Annotated in this window: 12 protein-coding genes; 5 read left to right on the top strand and 7 right to left on the bottom strand. The window is 58.5% G+C overall.

What is annotated here, in order from left to right:
* Nucleotides 1-18: 18 nt before the first annotated feature.
* The 6 genes from FHX11_RS11075 to FHX11_RS11050 form a co-directional block, all read right to left on the bottom strand.
* Nucleotides 19-1,344: a glycosyltransferase family 1 protein gene (locus tag FHX11_RS11075; RefSeq protein ID WP_184357673.1), complete on the bottom strand. Its 1,326-nt coding sequence runs from the start codon at nucleotides 1,342-1,344 to the stop codon at nucleotides 19-21.
* Nucleotides 1,345-1,390: 46 nt separating this feature from the next.
* On the bottom strand, nucleotides 1,391-2,251 hold the full coding sequence (locus FHX11_RS11070) for an FkbM family methyltransferase (protein WP_184357672.1): 861 nt from the start codon (nucleotides 2,249-2,251) through the stop codon (nucleotides 1,391-1,393).
* 126 nt (nucleotides 2,252-2,377) lie between these two features.
* Complete coding sequence (locus tag FHX11_RS11065) at nucleotides 2,378-3,385, bottom strand: polysaccharide biosynthesis/export family protein (RefSeq protein ID WP_246780957.1); 1,008 nt, start codon at nucleotides 3,383-3,385, stop codon at nucleotides 2,378-2,380.
* Between the two features lie 219 nt (nucleotides 3,386-3,604).
* Nucleotides 3,605-4,618 (bottom strand): AraC family transcriptional regulator, encoded by a 1,014-nt coding sequence (locus tag FHX11_RS11060; RefSeq protein ID WP_184357670.1) that lies wholly within the window; start codon nucleotides 4,616-4,618, stop codon nucleotides 3,605-3,607.
* 669 nt (nucleotides 4,619-5,287) lie between these two features.
* Nucleotides 5,288-6,007 (bottom strand): ATP-binding cassette domain-containing protein, encoded by a 720-nt coding sequence (locus FHX11_RS11055; protein ID WP_281411592.1) that lies wholly within the window; start codon nucleotides 6,005-6,007, stop codon nucleotides 5,288-5,290.
* Complete coding sequence (locus FHX11_RS11050; protein ID WP_184357669.1) at nucleotides 6,004-7,209, bottom strand: Wzz/FepE/Etk N-terminal domain-containing protein; 1,206 nt, start codon at nucleotides 7,207-7,209, stop codon at nucleotides 6,004-6,006. Before FHX11_RS11050 ends, FHX11_RS11055 begins: the two co-directional genes overlap by 4 nt.
* Before the next feature lie 354 nt (nucleotides 7,210-7,563).
* Here FHX11_RS11050 and FHX11_RS11045 point away from each other — a divergent pair, with 354 nt between their 5' ends.
* The 5 genes from FHX11_RS11045 (at nucleotide 7,564) to FHX11_RS11025 (ending at nucleotide 14,865) form a co-directional block, all read left to right on the top strand.
* Nucleotides 7,564-8,991 (top strand): capsular biosynthesis protein, encoded by a 1,428-nt coding sequence (locus tag FHX11_RS11045; protein ID WP_184357668.1) that lies wholly within the window; start codon nucleotides 7,564-7,566, stop codon nucleotides 8,989-8,991.
* A 21-nt stretch (nucleotides 8,992-9,012) separates the two neighbouring features.
* Nucleotides 9,013-11,142, top strand: a complete 2,130-nt coding sequence (locus FHX11_RS11040) for a capsular polysaccharide biosynthesis protein (RefSeq protein ID WP_184357667.1) — start codon at nucleotides 9,013-9,015, stop codon at nucleotides 11,140-11,142.
* On the top strand, nucleotides 11,139-12,500 hold the full coding sequence (locus FHX11_RS11035; RefSeq protein ID WP_184357666.1) for a glycosyltransferase family 1 protein: 1,362 nt from the start codon (nucleotides 11,139-11,141) through the stop codon (nucleotides 12,498-12,500). Before FHX11_RS11040 ends, FHX11_RS11035 begins: the two co-directional genes overlap by 4 nt.
* Before the next feature lie 86 nt (nucleotides 12,501-12,586).
* Complete coding sequence (locus tag FHX11_RS11030; RefSeq protein WP_184357665.1) at nucleotides 12,587-13,687, top strand: FkbM family methyltransferase; 1,101 nt, start codon at nucleotides 12,587-12,589, stop codon at nucleotides 13,685-13,687.
* Nucleotides 13,688-13,770: 83 nt separating this feature from the next.
* Nucleotides 13,771-14,865: a DUF6270 domain-containing protein gene (locus FHX11_RS11025; RefSeq protein WP_184357664.1), complete on the top strand. Its 1,095-nt coding sequence runs from the start codon at nucleotides 13,771-13,773 to the stop codon at nucleotides 14,863-14,865.
* A gap of 28 nt (nucleotides 14,866-14,893) precedes the next feature.
* Here the strand turns inward: FHX11_RS11025 and FHX11_RS11020 are convergent, their stop codons facing one another.
* Nucleotides 14,894-15,694, bottom strand: coding sequence for an ABC transporter permease (locus FHX11_RS11020; RefSeq protein WP_210292417.1), 801 nt, complete (start codon nucleotides 15,692-15,694; stop codon nucleotides 14,894-14,896).
* Nucleotides 15,695-15,699 lie beyond the last annotated feature (5 nt).

The raw sequence follows: 15,699 nt of genomic DNA, 5'->3' as shown, positions 1-15,699 counted from the left end.
GATAGAAGCCTCCCCGATCTATCCGTGAAAGACAGTATCATAGAGCTCGCCGACCCTCTGGTGATACCGGTCGGTGGAAAAACGGTCCGCCTGTTTCGGCCCCACCTCAGCCAGATGCGCGCAAAGCCCTTCGTCCTGAGCAAGGCTCGAGATCGCCTTGCGCATTTCGTCCGTATTGTAGGGATCGACAAGCAAAGCCGCCTCGCCGGCGATCTCGGGAATGGATCCTTCGGTCGAACTGAGAACCGGAGTTCCCAATTGCATGGATTCCAGCACCGGCAATCCGAAGCCCTCGTAGAGCGAAGGAAACAGCACCGCCCGCGCGCCCCTGATCAGGCTGATGAGCAAGGGGTAGGAGACAAAATCGAAACGCTGGATCTGACGCTGCGGAAGGATGCGGTCCTCGGCGCGCCGAAAGAAACGAAAGCGTTCGTCATCGATCAATTGCTGTGTCTCGCTGCCTTTCCAGCCCGGCGCGCCGACGATGATCAGCGGCAGATCCACTTTGCTCGCAAGATAGGCCTCGACCAGGCGCGAGATATTCTTCTTCGGCTCGAAGGCGCCGAAGAACAGGAAATAGCCTTTCCAGTCGAGATGGAAGATGCCAGCAATCTCATCGGCGACGACTTCCGGCGGTTTCTCCCGCAATTTATCCGGTACATGAACCGCCTGATAGGTGTTGCTCACGCGCTTCTCATCCACACCCAGCACCTTGATGATGTCGGCGCGGGAGGTTTCGGAGACCGTGATGATGTGATCCGCCCGGCGCGCCAGGGACCGCAGCATCTTGTAGTAATAGCGCTTGTCGTCCTCGGTCAGATAAGGCAGGCGCAGCGGCACGAGATCATGGATCGTGTAAATGTTCTGCGCTTTCTTCGCCGCCAGAGGCATCGGATAGGTGCAGTGCAGGAGATCCGGTTGATTTTCAAAGCTTAACGAGAGATTGCTGCCATAGCGTTTGAAATGGTGGCGGGCGAGATTGAACAGGTCGTTCGATGCGTAAAGCAACCCGGATTCGCCAAGCTGCGCCTGCAGCGATTTCAAGATGACGGTGCCGTTCAGCGGAATGGGAACGGGTTTCACGCCGAAGGGAGCGGCGAGGCGACGGCGCAACCAGCGGCGCGCCATGAATAACGGCCCCGTCGCACGTTCGCTGCTGTCATCGAACAGCACGACTTCGCGCAGCATCGGATCACGCGGAATATTTCCCTGAATGCCATGCACGACGCCGGTCTGATAGCCGAGTGCGCGCGCGGTCGACATGAGGCTTCGGGTGTAGGTCGCGACACCCGTGCCCTTCTTCAGGGAAAGATTGAGACCGTCATAAAGAATCGTCTGTCCCACTCTCGTCTCCCTTTACTCTTGACTGATCTGGACTACGACCTCGGGTTCAAGCCGGCTTGTCGCGGGACAGGACAAGAAGTGAATCGTCACCCCCATGCACGCTCAGCAATTCTTCCCGCGACACGGGCAGCGACTCGCCGCTGAAATCGAGCCGTCGGATCGAGCCATAAATGGCGGCCAACCGATCGAGAAATCCGCCGGCGTCGGCATAGCGGCCGGCATTGAATTCGACGACGATGATCGGTCGGTGGCGGTCGATCGTCTCACGCATTCCCTCGACTATGGCTTCCTCCGCCCCCTCGGCATCGATCTTGATGAAATCGACCCGCTCGGAGGCATTGCACAACCGGTCGAGCGTCGTGACCGGAACCTTGACCACCCTGCCGTTTTCGGCGCGCGGAGTGAACGCATCGGACACGATCGATGCGTTCTTCGGCTCGCTATGGGGAATATAGAGTGACGCCTCGCCGTCGGCGGCGCCCACCGCAACACTCTCGATCCGCGCTCGTCTGGAAAAACCGTTGAGATCGACGCTGCGGCGCAGGAAGTCCACCGCATGAGGGTTGGGTTCGACTGCGATCAGATGACCGTCATCTCCGGCAAGCTCGGCCAAAAGCACGGAATAATATCCGAAATTGGCACCGACATCGACGACGGTCATGCCACGCTTGACATTGCGGGCGCAAAACAGCGTAAGCCAGATTTCCCAGAAGCCATCGAGAATGAGGTGCGAGCCAAAGCCCCTGTCTCGCGTATCGATATATAGCTTGTAGCGGCCAAGTGCGCGCACCAAAGCCGTATGATCGCCAAGATAGGCGCTGGTCACGCGCTCCATGATCGCAGCCTCGGCTTGGTGCCGATCAAACGCCATGAGTTCATGGAGATGAAGGAGCTGTGTCGAACCCATATCAGCTCTCCACAATCGATTTGCACGCAGAGCAGTCTGCAAGCCTAACATCATACCGATAGCCCCTTTCCGCTCCTACACGCATTTTACCTCCTTCATGCGCGAACCGAATACCACGCGTCTTCATCAATTCACTGCGGCTGCGCTTATGCCAATCGACGTGGCCGACAGCGCCGGCGAACTGATACCCTGGAATATGCCCATGAACTTCTGCAGGTCGACCGAGTTGGCGTTGGAAACGTAGATGACGTCGCGCGGCTGAATCTCGAAATTCTGCATGACCAGCAATGTCGACGCATTCTTCAGATTGAAGCGATAGACGAGCGGAACCGCGCCTCCCCTACGCAGAAGCGGATTGCTCGGCGGTAGGATGCGCCGCGCGATGTCGAGCGGCTCGTAACGCAGCAGGAACACACCGGCCACATCGGCGCGGCTGTCCAGCAACCCTCCTGCGCGCGCCACGGCGTTCGACATGGTGACGCGCTGGGAACTGAAGGCCACTTCGCCATTCTGGCCCGTAGCACCAAGGATCGTATAGGTCTTCGGTTCGCGCACCACCGTCACGACGTCCTCCGGACGCAGTCTGATATTGTCGCGCGGCGACTGCACGATCGCGTCGAAGGGCATCGCCATCGTCGCGCCCTTGCGCGTCAAATAGACGACGCTCTCGTTGACGCCGGCACGCAAGCCACCCGCCATTGCGATCACATCCAATATACGGTCGCCCGCCGGCGACAGCGTCACCCGCGCGCCGCCAGCCACTTCACCGGTCACCGTCACGGTGTTGGCCGTGCTCTGTTGCACGGTCACCAGCGCCTGCGGCTGCACCGCCTTTCCGGCCAGTGCGGCAACCACCAGGCTTTCCACCTGCGCCGGCGTGCGACCGACCGCATTGATGCGGCCCACATAGGGAATGCCGATCGTCTTGTCGCTGCTGACGACTTGAGGCGGAATGGTCACCGAACTTCCGGTCGCCTGTTGTTGGCCGGAAACGCTGGCAGCCGTCCCGAACAGGCTGCCTGGCGGCGCCTCCCAGAGACTAACCGAGACCACGTCTCCCACGGCGATTCGCAAACCAGGATCGCGCGGCCCTTGCCCAAAATAGCCGGCGAGGCTTGGCCGCGGCCGTTCCATATTTCTGACCATCGACTGCGACGTGACGTCGATCAATGCAAATGGGGGGGCGGCCTGTTTGGACGCCTCCTCCAGAACCCGTGCGGTCTTTGGACCAGACTCAGGTAACGCGCAGCCTGTCAAAAAGCATGCGAGAACAAAAAAAATCCCAACTTTTAGCTGCATTACCCATCCTGAACGGCACAAGGCGATTGTAGTTGTATTAGCGCAAATGAAGCATCATGCCGTTCCCGCCTCATCGCTCCGTTCCCGTGTAAAGCGGAGGATCGACGAGGGACTGAAACCATATGCATGCTTGTACAAAACCGAGAAACGTCCCGGATTCGAGAACTGCAGACTCATCGCGAGATCAGTTATACTCTCAGCCTGACCACCTTTGATAGCACCATGTGCGGCTGCAAGCCGATAGTTGCACAATATCCCCATCGGCGTGTCCCCGCGATAGGTCCGGAACATGCGCTGAAGCGCCCTGGGGCTGCAGCTCGCCGCATTGGCGAGGTCTTCCAGCATGATCGCATTGTGCAGATTGTCGCGCATGAAGGCTTCGGCCCGCAGGAGCTGGCGGGGCGCCGTTTCCAATGCGCCGCGACTGAAGGCATCGGACAGATTATGCGGCAGCTTGGCGAAAAGCTTGACCAGCACCAGCTCATTATAAGCCTTTGCCAGCATCACCCTTTCCGCCGGCCGAGCCGACGTCAGGTCTTTTTCGGCTTGCCGCAAAGTCTGATAAAGACCCTGCGCGCCACCCTGGCGAAAACTCACCGGAGACAGGGCGAATTCCTGCACATATGGCCGGCCGGTCAGCTCTTCGAAATGCTGTCGCAGCACCGCTTCCGGCACCTGAAACATCAACCAGGAGCTCCGTGGCTTGATCTCGAGCCGTTTTCCCATCCGGTCGCTGATGCTTGCGACACTATTGGCGGAAATGCGCACCGTCTTGCGTGTCCGCCGGTCCTGCACCTCGACCTCTCCCGCCAGGACGAAAACGATGCTGACGCGAGGCATGTCATGCTTGCCCACACCCTCAAGCCCACCGGAGTGCTCGGCACTGACGATGGATGCCGACTGCAGCGGCTGCTTGCTGAATTTAAACGAATAATCCCCAGTGGAATCGGACGGCACCGCCCATTTCCAATTCGGTTCAAGAACATCGAGATTGCGAACAATCGCATCACGAGAATACACCTCAAAGGTGCCTACGCATTGCTCGACAACTCTTCCCAACATAGTCATCTGCCACCCTACTCAAAATCTATAGTTGCACCCCAACATCTGCAAGCACTCGATTTTCATTTAGGCCAGATTTCGCGCATTCCATTTAAGGGTGAGGCCATAGGCGCACTCCTTCATTCGTCCTAACGCGGCATAATCATTCAGCTTAAATTACATTAAGCGCAGTTAAATTAGCACAGCATATTTCGTCCGAACAGTACATATAATGACAATCTTATACAGATTTGCGCCACCCCGACGCTCCCGCAAGACGTGAACTTTTCGTTAAGACGACATAGGACAAAAAACGTCTATCCGCTTTGAGTTCATATCGCGGACAAGTGTTTATGGTTGCAGAATGAACTGCTAAATTACAAGATCAAATCTGCATCGTGACCAGTTATCGACCGATTGATCAAGATACATCCCTAGAGTCGCGCTCCGTAGACAAGACTTGCCTTGAGCAACAGTTCATAATGCCAAATTATTTAAGTTATTCTAATTTAGAAGAATCAATTGAAATCGATCATGAACAGCTTGTGTGCCGCGCAAATGAACTTCCATTGCCGACGCATCGCCATTCGACCGATAACCATCGGCGGACCGTTATTGTGTCATTGTGGGAAAATGCACGAAGGCCTTAACCACCAGGCCCTGTTTTGAACGTCGATCATTCCCGAAACGATTCGATCACAAGGTCGAATAGATGCGAAATGCATATTCGATATCGTCGAATACACGCCCGCGGCCGTTTTTCAAAACCAGGGCTGAGGTGCAGATGTCGCCGATCACATTTAAGTTATGCCCGACGACGATCATCGAGCGATCCTTCCGCTTCACGAAAAGCTCCTGGAACGAGCGCGTCTGAAAGCGCTTGTCGCCGACGGCGATCACCTCGTCGATAAGATAGCAATCGAAATCGATGGCGAGCGACATGCCAAAGGCTAATCGCGCCCGCATGCCCGACGAATAGGTCTTGAGCGGCATGCGCAGATATTTGCCGAGGTCGCTGAAATCCTCCACCACGTCCCTGATCTCGTCGAAGGGCTTGTCGTAGATGCGCGATAGAAACCGCATGCAGTCGAAGCCGGTCATCGAGCCGCCGAAGCCGCCGCTCAGCGCAATCGGCCAGGACATGGACATGCTGCGGACGACCCTGCCGGACGTCGGTTCCTCTATCCCGGCGATCAGGCGCACCAGCGTGGATTTACCGGCGCCGTTATGGCCGAGAACGGCAATCTTCTCTCCCCGCGCGATCTTGAAGCTGATGCCATCCAACACGCGACGCATGCGTCCATTGACCTCGTACTCCTTGACGAGGTCGAACACACCGACGATGCCCTCGGAGTCGTCACGCTTCGGCTCCTTCGGCGGTGTAAATTCTGCGAGGCTGGCCGGAATGCTGTTCATTGCGACGCCGCGTGTTCAAGAACTTGATTGATGAAGAACCGGACGATCCAGTAGCAGGCTCCGCATATGGCCAGGAACAACAGGAAGGACCTGATCCGTTTGGGATAGAGAGGATGGTCGGGTAGGTTCGGATTGGCAATTCGCTCGAGATAGAGCTGCTGGCGCTGCGCATCGATCTTGGCATTTTCCAGCGACGTGGTCGCCGATGAAAGCATCTTGGCCGCCATTTCCCTTTCCAGCAAAAGCTGTTCATATTGAGCGATGCGCGGCGCCATGGAGCTGTCGCTCCCCACGATCCGCGCCCGTTCGTCACTGACCTGCCGCTCCATCGCGGTGACGCGCGTCCTTAACGCTTCCACTTGCGGGCTTTGGGGCGCTTGAGCCTCGAGCGCGGCGAGCCGCGCCTTGTTGTCGGCGACGTCGTCGGAGAGCCTGGCGATCAGGTCGAGTGCCGCGGCGGACTGTTTGCTTGGATCAATCAGCGTTTCCCGGTTGCGGAAATCCGTCAGCCGCTTCTGCATCGCCGCCAGCCGCGCCTCGCTGTCGGCCATCTCGACCTGAGTATAGCGGATGGCATCCTGCCGCGCCCGATCATTGAGGCGGTTGATCAGTTCCTCGGCATGCTGAACCAGCGCGTTTGCCAGGTTATAGGCATCCTCTGCCCGGAAAGCATAGACTTCGAGCGTCGTTACACCACTGCCGCTATTGGTTTCGACACTGACGAAATCCTTGTAGTGCTGGAACAGTTCCTCGTTGTTCGCCTCGTGCCATGGAAGGGGATAGCGATTGAGGAAATCCGCCTCCGGACGCGACAGGATCTCCTTCAGCCCGTTTTTCTCGGCCAGTTCATCGACAGCGGCGCGCGACTTGATGAATTCGCTGACAATATAGCTGTCGTCCTGTGCGCGCACGAAGCCGGTGCTTTGCAGGAAGCCGCTCAGCAATCCCGCCGCGTTGCGGTTGGGACTGCGAACCACGAATTGCGTCTCGGAGATATATTGATCGGAGCAGATGAAGGCGTAATAGCCGGCCCCGAGCAATCCGGGAATCACGACCATGAGCAGCAGCAACAGATTCGATCGCAGCCGCCGCGCCAATGCCACCGCCCAACTCAAACGCCCGCGGGTTTCGGTAACCGACGCGCGCATATTCACGAGCGTGACGAAGTCGGTGAACTCCTTGTTGTTCTCTATGCGGGCCATTTGAGTGTCACCAAATCTCTCTCATAGAGAATAGAGAAGACATATCCGTAGTTTTTCGGAGCCATCACCAAGACGTTAGAGAGCCTCCCATCTCGCATATGTCGCCTCATCGTCTCTGACGCCTGTACAGCGCCAAACAAGACATGCCGTTGCGCGAAAGATTCCCATATATCTTTCTAAAGTCAAATATATTTCTCAGACGGCAGCGTTTTTCTCCTTATGAATTCAAATACCTAGCCTCCTGTCGCAATTAATACTTTGGCGGCGTGATCGGTATGGCGCGGGCGGAATGTGGCGGCAATAAATGCCAATTACTTCGCCGCTGCTCCTGCATTGCTGTTCAAGGAATTCGGAATGGGAAAGTTCGGAGGTATCTCTGACCGTGGCAGCAATTTCGTCAATCTGCGCGATCACAAGAGCTTCAGGTCGGTCGACCGGACCCGCGTGCCCATTGGCAGAGCGTCGGCGGCCAAACCCCTCGTTCTTCTCCTGCAGGGGCCGGTCGGTCCTTTCTTCGATACGCTCGCCAAGACCCTGTCCACCCGTGGCTACGACACGCTGAAGGTCAATTTCAACGGCGGCGACTGGCTGTTCTCCCATCGCAAGGGCGCGTTGAATTTCTGCGGTTCAACCGATGCCTGGGCCGATTGGCTGAAAGCCTTCATCGAGCGGGGCGCGCCTCTGGTGATCGTTCTCTTCGGCGACTGCCGCCCTTACCACCGCAAGGCCATCGATGTCGCGGGCCGGCTGGGCATACCGGTGCTCTGCTTCGAGGAAGGCTATGCCCGCCCTCATTTCATTTCCTGCGAATGGGGCGGGAACAATGCCCGTTCGCCGCTGCGCACCGAGATACCGACGGATGCCGATACAGACATACCGCTGGAGCCGGCGGAAATGGTCAGGGGCAACCTCTTCCGCTCGATGGCGATGGACGGCGTCGTCTATTACGTCGCGAAAGCGCTGGGAGCTCCCTTCTTTTTCGGCAACGAACATCATCGCGATCGTGCCATCACCTCGGAAACGATCCTCTGGGCGCGCAATTTCTATCGCAAGCTGCGCTACTATCCGAGAAACAACAATCTGACGGTCGATCTCATCGAAAACCTCGAAGGTCGCTATTTCGTCGTCGCCCTGCAGGTCCATGACGACCAGCAGCTTCTCAGCAACGGTCGCGGCTGGACGATGGAGCGGCTGATCATCGAGACGGTCAGATCCTTCGCCCGAGGCGCCGATGCGAAGCATCATCTGGTTTTCAAGATCCATCCCATGGATCGCGGCCACAAGAGCTATCGGCCCTTCGTGAAACAGCTGGCCCTGCTCAGCAAATGCGAGGAGCGCGTGCACGTCCTCGACGATGGATCGATCGGCCTTCTGATCCGCCATTCGCTCGGCCTCGTCACCGTCAACAGCACATCCGGCCTGCTCGCGCTCAATCACGGAAAGCCGCTACTGGCGCTCGGCGACACCTTTTACGGTGCCGAAGGGTTGGCGACATTGCCCAAGACCGATGTCCTGTCGGCCTCCGCCATAGACGACTTCTGGCAGAATCCGGTCGCACCGCAAAAGGAGCGGGTGCTGCAATTCATTCGCCACATGTACCGGCTGAGCCTGATCAATGGCAGCTTCTATCTCCGCAACTATGTCGAGGGCACCGCCGAGCGTGTCGTCGAGCGTATCGCGCTGCAATTTCCTTCCAATGATGCGAAGCCAGTCGTCTTCCTGCGCCCGGACCAGGCCATTTTGCTGGACCAGCCGGATGTCGGCGTTCCAGGCAGATCGTAGTTGGGGTCGGGGGATTTGCGGATGTTTTCGGATTTCACGATTTTTCCCGACGAGAAGCGGCTCCCGCCGGCGGAGCCGGATCGGCGCGCGCCCTGGCTCCCACCCGCGGATGCCCGATTGCTCGTATTCCTGCCGACGCGCCTGCGCTTCCCGCTGATCGGTCCGACGCTTTGCGCATCGCTTCGTCCGATCGAACTTGCGAGGGGGACCGCCGATGGTGTGGTCGGCTGGGGTCACAAGCCGCTTGCGCGTCTTGCGCATCGCTATGCGCAAATGCGCGCGCTCCCCTACTGGACCCTGGAGGACGGTTTTCTGCGCTCCGTCGGCCTTGGCAAGGCCGGAGCTCCTTCCGTATCCCTGGTCGCCGATGATCTTGGCATTCATTTCTCCGCTCGCACGCCGTCGCGACTGGAAACATTGCTGCAAGCTGGCGCGGCCGGCGCGGATCTCGCACGCGCAAGGATGCTGCGCGAGTGGATCGTCCGGGAGCGGCTTTCTAAATATAATCACCTGCCCGAGAGCGGCATCCCGCTTCGCCGTACCCGTCGCAAGCGTATCCTTCTGGTGGACCAGGTGGTGGGCGATCACTCCGTTGCCGGCTCGGGCGCCGATGCCGGAACCTTCGAGGCCATGTGGCGCGCGGCGCGCGCCGAGAGCAATGCGGATATCATCATCAAAAGCCATCCCGACGTGGTTGCCGGCCGCGCGAAAGGCTATCTTGCATCGCATGCACATGAAAACCATGTGCAGCTCATCGACGGTGCCATCTCTCCGCATTCGGCCCTGGATAGTGTCGACGAGGTCTGGACTGTCTCGAGCCAGCTCGGCCTGGACGCCTTGTTGCGCGGCATGACCGTCGTCACCTTCGGCATGCCTGCCTATGCCGGTTGGGGCCTGACGGAGGATCGGGCGACCGGCCCCGTCGCAACGGCCGCCCGTGCCCGCCGTACCCGCAGCGTCGATATCGACGAACTCGCTCACGCGATGCTTCTTCAATATTCGCTCTATGTCGATCCGGTGACGCGCGAGCCGATTGCGGCGGAACAAGCGATCGAACGGCTGTTGCAATGGCGCCATCGCGCCGCCTCGCTTTCCGGCAATTATCTCTGCGTCAATTTCTCCCTGCATAAGCGCTCCGTTCTCAAGCGCTATCTGTCCGGCCCCTCCTCACGGATCCAGTTTTCCCGCAGGCCGACGGTCGCCCAGATCCAGCGGGCAGACAAGATCGTGTTGTGGGGCAACGGCGCGTCACCCGATGAAAGCACTCTGTGGAAGCAGGGAAGAAGACGGCAGATCGTCCGGGTCGAAGATGGTTTCATTCGCTCCGCCGGCCTCGGCACGGCGCTCATCCCGCCGTCATCCCTCTGCTTCGACAGGGAGGGGATCTATTTCGACGCTTCCAAGCCGAGCGGGCTTGAGACTATTCTGCGAACCGCCGAATTCGACGCCGCGCTGCTTGAACGGGCCAAGAGGCTTCGCCAGGCGATCGTCGCGATGGGCATCACCAAATATAATTTACCGGCGCAATCATCGCCCGACTATCGCGCACAAGCGGACGGGCGCAGCATCGTTCTGGTGGCGGGTCAGGTTCCGAACGACGCATCTCTCAAGCTCGGCATGGCAAGTCACGATTCCGATGGCGAGTTGCTGAGAGCGGTGCGGCGGTCGCGTCCTGAAGCCTTCATCATCTACAAGCAGCATCCGGATCTGCTCGCCGCCAATTCCATCCATCATTCCGACATCCGGCGGCGGCACGGCACTGCCGACCTCATTGTTGGAAATGTCGATCTGAACGAGCTTCTTAACACCGTCGACGAGGTCCATGTGGCGACCTCGCAGATCGGCTTCGAGGCGCTCCTCAGGGAGCGGCCGGTATGGTGCTACGGCCTGCCATTCTATGCCGGCTGGGGCCTGACCAACGATGCGGTCGTTTCGCTTCGGCGCAAGCGGCTTCTTAGTCTCGATGCGCTCGTGGCCGGCACGCTCATTCTCTACCCGAGCTACTGGTCGAATATCGCCGATCTGCCTTGCGAGGTGGAGGACGTCGTTGCCGAACTGTATCGCGCACGCCAGGGCATAGCCCCCAACCCATCCAAACGCCGTTGGCTTGCGCATCTGATCCATATGTCCGGAGTGAAAAGACTGCGATGAATGCTGTTGTCATGGATATTTCCCGGCTTGTGGAGCGGGCGCATTGCCCGACACCGACCGGTATTGATCGCTACGAGCTCCACTATGCGCTGTGGCTCAACGAACGGCGGAAGCGGACCGCGTCATCGGATGCGCTGCAGCTTATGGAAACTCCGCCCTTCATCGAGACCGGTTATCGTGGCGCGGTGTCGGTGGGGACGGATCGGGCGGACAAGCTGATTTCCACTCTCAACAACCGCTGGGCTACGACGGAACTGTCCGTCTCCCAGGCCGCGCTTCTGGAAAAGATATTCGCCGCCATCGACGGCAAAATTCACTGGCAGGCGGATACGGCCATGCAGGGCGGCAAAAGCCGTTCGCACAAGCTGCGCAAATTCGCCCATATGGTGACCACCCATTTCGCCGATCGGCCGAGAGTGCCGCATGGCACCTCCTTCATGCATGTGTCCCACAGCAGGCTGGAGCGGACCTCGGCATTTTCCTGGCTCAAGGAAACTGGGCGAAACGGCATATTCTACGTGCACGACCTGATCCCGCTTTCCCATCCGGAGTTCGTCCGGCCCGAGGAGCCGGAGCGGCATCGCCGCAGGATGGATACGGTGCTTCAGCATGCCGCACTCGTCCTCTGCAATTCTCAGGTGACCGCCCGCGCCCTTCGCACCTATGCCCAGGAACGCAATAGGACGCCGCCCTCGATTGCCGTGCTGCCGCCTGGTGTCGAACAGTGCTTCCTGGACAGCCCACAGGACATGGCGCGACCACGGACCCCCTATTTCGTCACGCTCGGCACCATCGAGCCGCGCAAGAACCACATATTGCTGCTGCGTCTCTGGCAATATCTGGCGGAGCGCGATGGGCCGAAGGCGCCTCGCCTCGTCATCGTCGGCAAGAGAGGATGGGAGAACAGCCACATACTGGCAATGCTCGAGCGCTGCCCTGCCTTGCCGGGGCTGGTGATCGAAGTGCCGGGGCTGGAAGATGCCGCTCTTGCACGGCTCGTTTCCGGCGCCGCGGCGCTGCTCGCGCCTTCCTTCGCCGAGGGATACGGCATGCCGATCACCGAAGCTCTGGCGCTGCGCACGCCAGTCATCGCCTCCAATATCGCATCGCATCGCGAGGCGGCTGGGATAGATGATGCCATCTTTCTCGACCCGCTCGATGGCCTCAACTGGCGCGCGGCGGTGGATGCGATCACGACTTCACCGCCGCGACGCAACAGGGGCAGCGTCGCACACCGTTGGGACATGCATTTCGGCGACCTCGAGGCCTTGATCGAAAGCGACGTCGCCGCCCGCCGCTATTCCGCGCAGCGTGCCCCGCGCCGCGCCCTAACCATGCCAATCGGAGCAATCTCGTGAACACAAATATCACATCAGCAAAAGGCGATGTCCACATAAGGGAACAGACCGTTTTGACATCGCCAACAGGAGGAAGGGCCAGCAACGTGACCAGTTATTACGACATTGAAAATTGCTATAAGTTCATCCTCGGTCGTTCGCTCAACGAAGACGAACGGGATGCCATTGCGCGCAATCTTCTTCAGCTCACGGATATCCCGCTGGAGGAGCATCGCAGGCGCTTCCTGACCTCGGCGGAATTTCACAATCGCCACGGCGAACTGCTTTTCAACAATTTCATTCCGAAAACGATCGTCGTGCTTTTCGAGACGAAATACAATTTCAAATTGTATCTGGATCTCCGGCAATATCATATCTCCTTCGGGATCATGAGCGGCGAATATGAGAAATTCGACATCGGCCTCATCAAGTCGATCGTACCGGACGATGGGCAGTTCATCGATGTCGGCGGCAATGTCGGCTATTATTCGCTTTCGGTGGCGGCGCGCCCTTCCTTCAAGGGCAAGATAGTCGCCTTCGAGCCACTGCCGAAACTATGGGATCTCTTCAACCGCTCCATCCATGAAAACGGCTGGGCGGATCACGTCAGCGTCCGGCAGCTTGCCCTTGCCGATACGCCCGGAGAGCTGCAGCTCAACGATGCCGAGGACACCAACAATGCCGGCGCGACACGGCTTGTCACCGATAGTCGCGACAAGAATATCGGTCGGGTCGCAAAGGTCGAAACGCTCGATCGGGTCATCGGAGATATGCGGCCGGATGCCATGAAAGTGGACATCGAAGGAGCGGAAGGCCTGTTCCTCCAGGGAGCGCAGCAGACCATCGCCGCGCACAAGCCGACATTGCTGATGGAGATCAACCGCGACATGCTCGCCGTTCTGTCGAAGACGACGCCCGGCGCCATTTTCCGGCAACTGACCGAACGAGGCTACAATATCTGGAGCAGTCACCGCGATCAGCTCACCCGCGTGAATACGCCGTCCGAGCTCGATATCGATTTTTCCATCGGCAAGGTCGCCAACATTCTCGCGGTTCACGAAGATCGCTTCAGCCAGGTGCGCGAGCGTGTTCAGGCCTTTGGCGTGGAGCTCGTGGCGAAACAGGCCGCGCCAGCAAAGGCAGAGGCGTCCGAGAAGGCGGTCAAGTCGAAAGCCAAGCCTAACAGCGTGAAGGAGGCCGCCGTCTGATCATCAACTCCGTCGGGGTTCATCGGGAGCGGTGGTTTACAGGCATTTGATCGGGGGATCACTCAAATGAACGGGTCAATCGCATGAGCGTCATCGCCTATTATGGCTCATGCCCAAGTGAGGAATTCGTAAAATATGCCTTTCCTGAAAGCAGGGTTGGTTTCTTCTGCTATGGAATAAACGTTGCCAGCTTCATGGAGGAGAAGCCTGTCAGCATCAAAGGCATCGAGAGCTGGCCCGAGCCCATCAAAAAGAAGCTGCTGTTCGAGGCTCGGAGGGGCTTCCGTGAAAGGCTGAAAGAGGCCGCTCCCCAGACGCTTGTGGTCGACTTCTCCCGCACGTCGCGGGTGTCTGTCATGCGTTATAGAAAAAGCCTGCTGACGGTTCCATACGAACTGCTCGATGCCCGACCGAACCAGCAGTTGGAGGCCTTCAGCCTTTTCAAGGTCGTTCCTTTCGGCAGTGGCGAATTCTGGGAGCTGGTAACCCGTGCCCTGCAGGAATTCTGCGACTTCCTGACATCGCAATTGCCGAAGACGAATGTCATCTTCCTCGATGTCCCGCCCACCGCCGACTATCGTGGGACCCTGATCGACAGCAATACCTACATGCTGGACTTCTGCCGCTGGCAGATGCGCTATCCGATCTGCCGCATGCTGATCGACTTCTGCCTTGCGCGCATCAAAAACAGTCGCGTACTGACGCCGTCAGGTCCCCTTTATTCTGATGATGCGGCTCTGTACGGCCCGGCGCCAATGCACTACGCCGCGGATATCTGGAAGGAAACGGCGGTAAACTTCCACGCCAATGGTGGTTTCAAAGGTCTGGCGCGCTCGTGCGATCTTGTCTCGACGCTCACCAATTACTCCGGTCTGATGGATGCGTTCTGCAAGACCGCCTTGTCGAAGCCGAACCTGCAGCGGTTCAGTCTCGATATCCTGCACGGCGCCCTGCCCTATCTCTACGCAAAGATCCAGAATCCCGGCCATAGTCCTCTGGGCGATCCGATCGAATCGCATGATGTCGTTGCCGCTTTTCGCTGGATACTGGGAAGAGAACCGGAATCAGCCCTGACATTCCTCAATCACTACGCCCTGACCAATCGCAAGGAGCTGCGAGAAACGCTGCTGCGCTCATTCGAATTCCAGAATCAGGTGCAACATTATGCCAAGCAGTGATGCGACCCGGCATGCGAGCCCGGAAGCTCTATTCGAACTTCACATGATGGCGTGCGAGGTTGACCAGGTAAAGTCCTATGGCGGTGGTGAAGAGGCAGCTCTTGAGAAGGTAGCCGACGTCATAATAGACCTTCACAGTATCCCCGAATACGCCGGCGCGGAACATCTCGAAGCAATGAACGAGCGGGACATAAAGCGCGAGCTTCTGCGCACCGCTCGGCAACCAGGCGACCATGAAGAACATGCCGGAAATCGGCAGCATGAGATATTGCATTGGTTGAACCAGCTTCTCCACGAACTCGAAGCGTTCGGACGCGGCAGCGAAGATCAGGCCCACGGAAAAGGAGAACCACGCCATGAACAGCCAGCCCGCCAGCAACAGGCCCATATCCTTGTAGGGCTCCATGAAGCCGGCGAGCCGTACGATGGTGTAGACGACGACCAGGGCCGCCGTCGTGCCACCGACTTCGAGAAGTCCTCTGGAAATGAGCGCATCGGGCAGGCGAATCTGGCGGTGATACATCAAGGGCAAGTTCTGTCGAAGGCAGGAGACGGCATGGCCGGTCACGTGACGCCAGAGTGTCAGCGGCATATATCCGCTGAGAACGAAAGCGACGAGCGTGAGCCCATGCGCCTCATGCTTCAGGAGCGTCCACATCAGCATGACGCCTCCGGTCAGGATCATCGGCTCAAGGAGAAGCCAAAGAAAGCCGATATTCTCTCGGCCGTAGCGCGAGACCACTTCGCGCATGATCATGGCGCCGAGAACGCGAGCCTGGATTTTCAATCCGGTGACGAATTGCCCATGACCATGAGCTTCACTTTGCATCCGAT

Origin of the sequence: Rhizobium sp. BK602, assembly GCF_014195095.1 — a bacterium.
GTDB lineage: Bacteria > Pseudomonadota > Alphaproteobacteria > Rhizobiales > Rhizobiaceae > Rhizobium.
Note: the sequence above shows the minus strand (reverse complement) of the source record. Positions and strands in the feature narration are given on the sequence as shown.

What these genes read in the sequence shown, in the direction of transcription:
- FHX11_RS11070 (WP_184357672.1), bottom strand. Translation starts at nt 2,251, where the DNA reads ATGGGTTCGACACAGCTCCTTCATCTCCATGAACTCATGGCGTTTGAT.
- FHX11_RS11065 (WP_246780957.1), bottom strand. Translation starts at nt 3,385, where the DNA reads ATGGAACGGCCGCGGCCAAGCCTCGCCGGCTATTTTGGGCAAGGGCCG.
- FHX11_RS11060 (WP_184357670.1), bottom strand. Translation starts at nt 4,618, where the DNA reads ATGACTATGTTGGGAAGAGTTGTCGAGCAATGCGTAGGCACCTTTGAG.
- FHX11_RS11055 (WP_281411592.1), bottom strand. Translation starts at nt 6,007, where the DNA reads ATGAACAGCATTCCGGCCAGCCTCGCAGAATTTACACCGCCGAAGGAG.
- FHX11_RS11050 (WP_184357669.1), bottom strand. Translation starts at nt 7,209, where the DNA reads ATGGCCCGCATAGAGAACAACAAGGAGTTCACCGACTTCGTCACGCTC.
- FHX11_RS11045 (WP_184357668.1), top strand. Translation starts at nt 7,564, where the DNA reads ATGGGAAAGTTCGGAGGTATCTCTGACCGTGGCAGCAATTTCGTCAAT.
- FHX11_RS11040 (WP_184357667.1), top strand. Translation starts at nt 9,013, where the DNA reads ATGTTTTCGGATTTCACGATTTTTCCCGACGAGAAGCGGCTCCCGCCG.
- FHX11_RS11035 (WP_184357666.1), top strand. Translation starts at nt 11,139, where the DNA reads ATGAATGCTGTTGTCATGGATATTTCCCGGCTTGTGGAGCGGGCGCAT.
- FHX11_RS11025 (WP_184357664.1), top strand. Translation starts at nt 13,771, where the DNA reads ATGAGCGTCATCGCCTATTATGGCTCATGCCCAAGTGAGGAATTCGTA.
- FHX11_RS11020 (WP_210292417.1), bottom strand. Translation starts at nt 15,694, where the DNA reads ATGCAAAGTGAAGCTCATGGTCATGGGCAATTCGTCACCGGATTGAAA.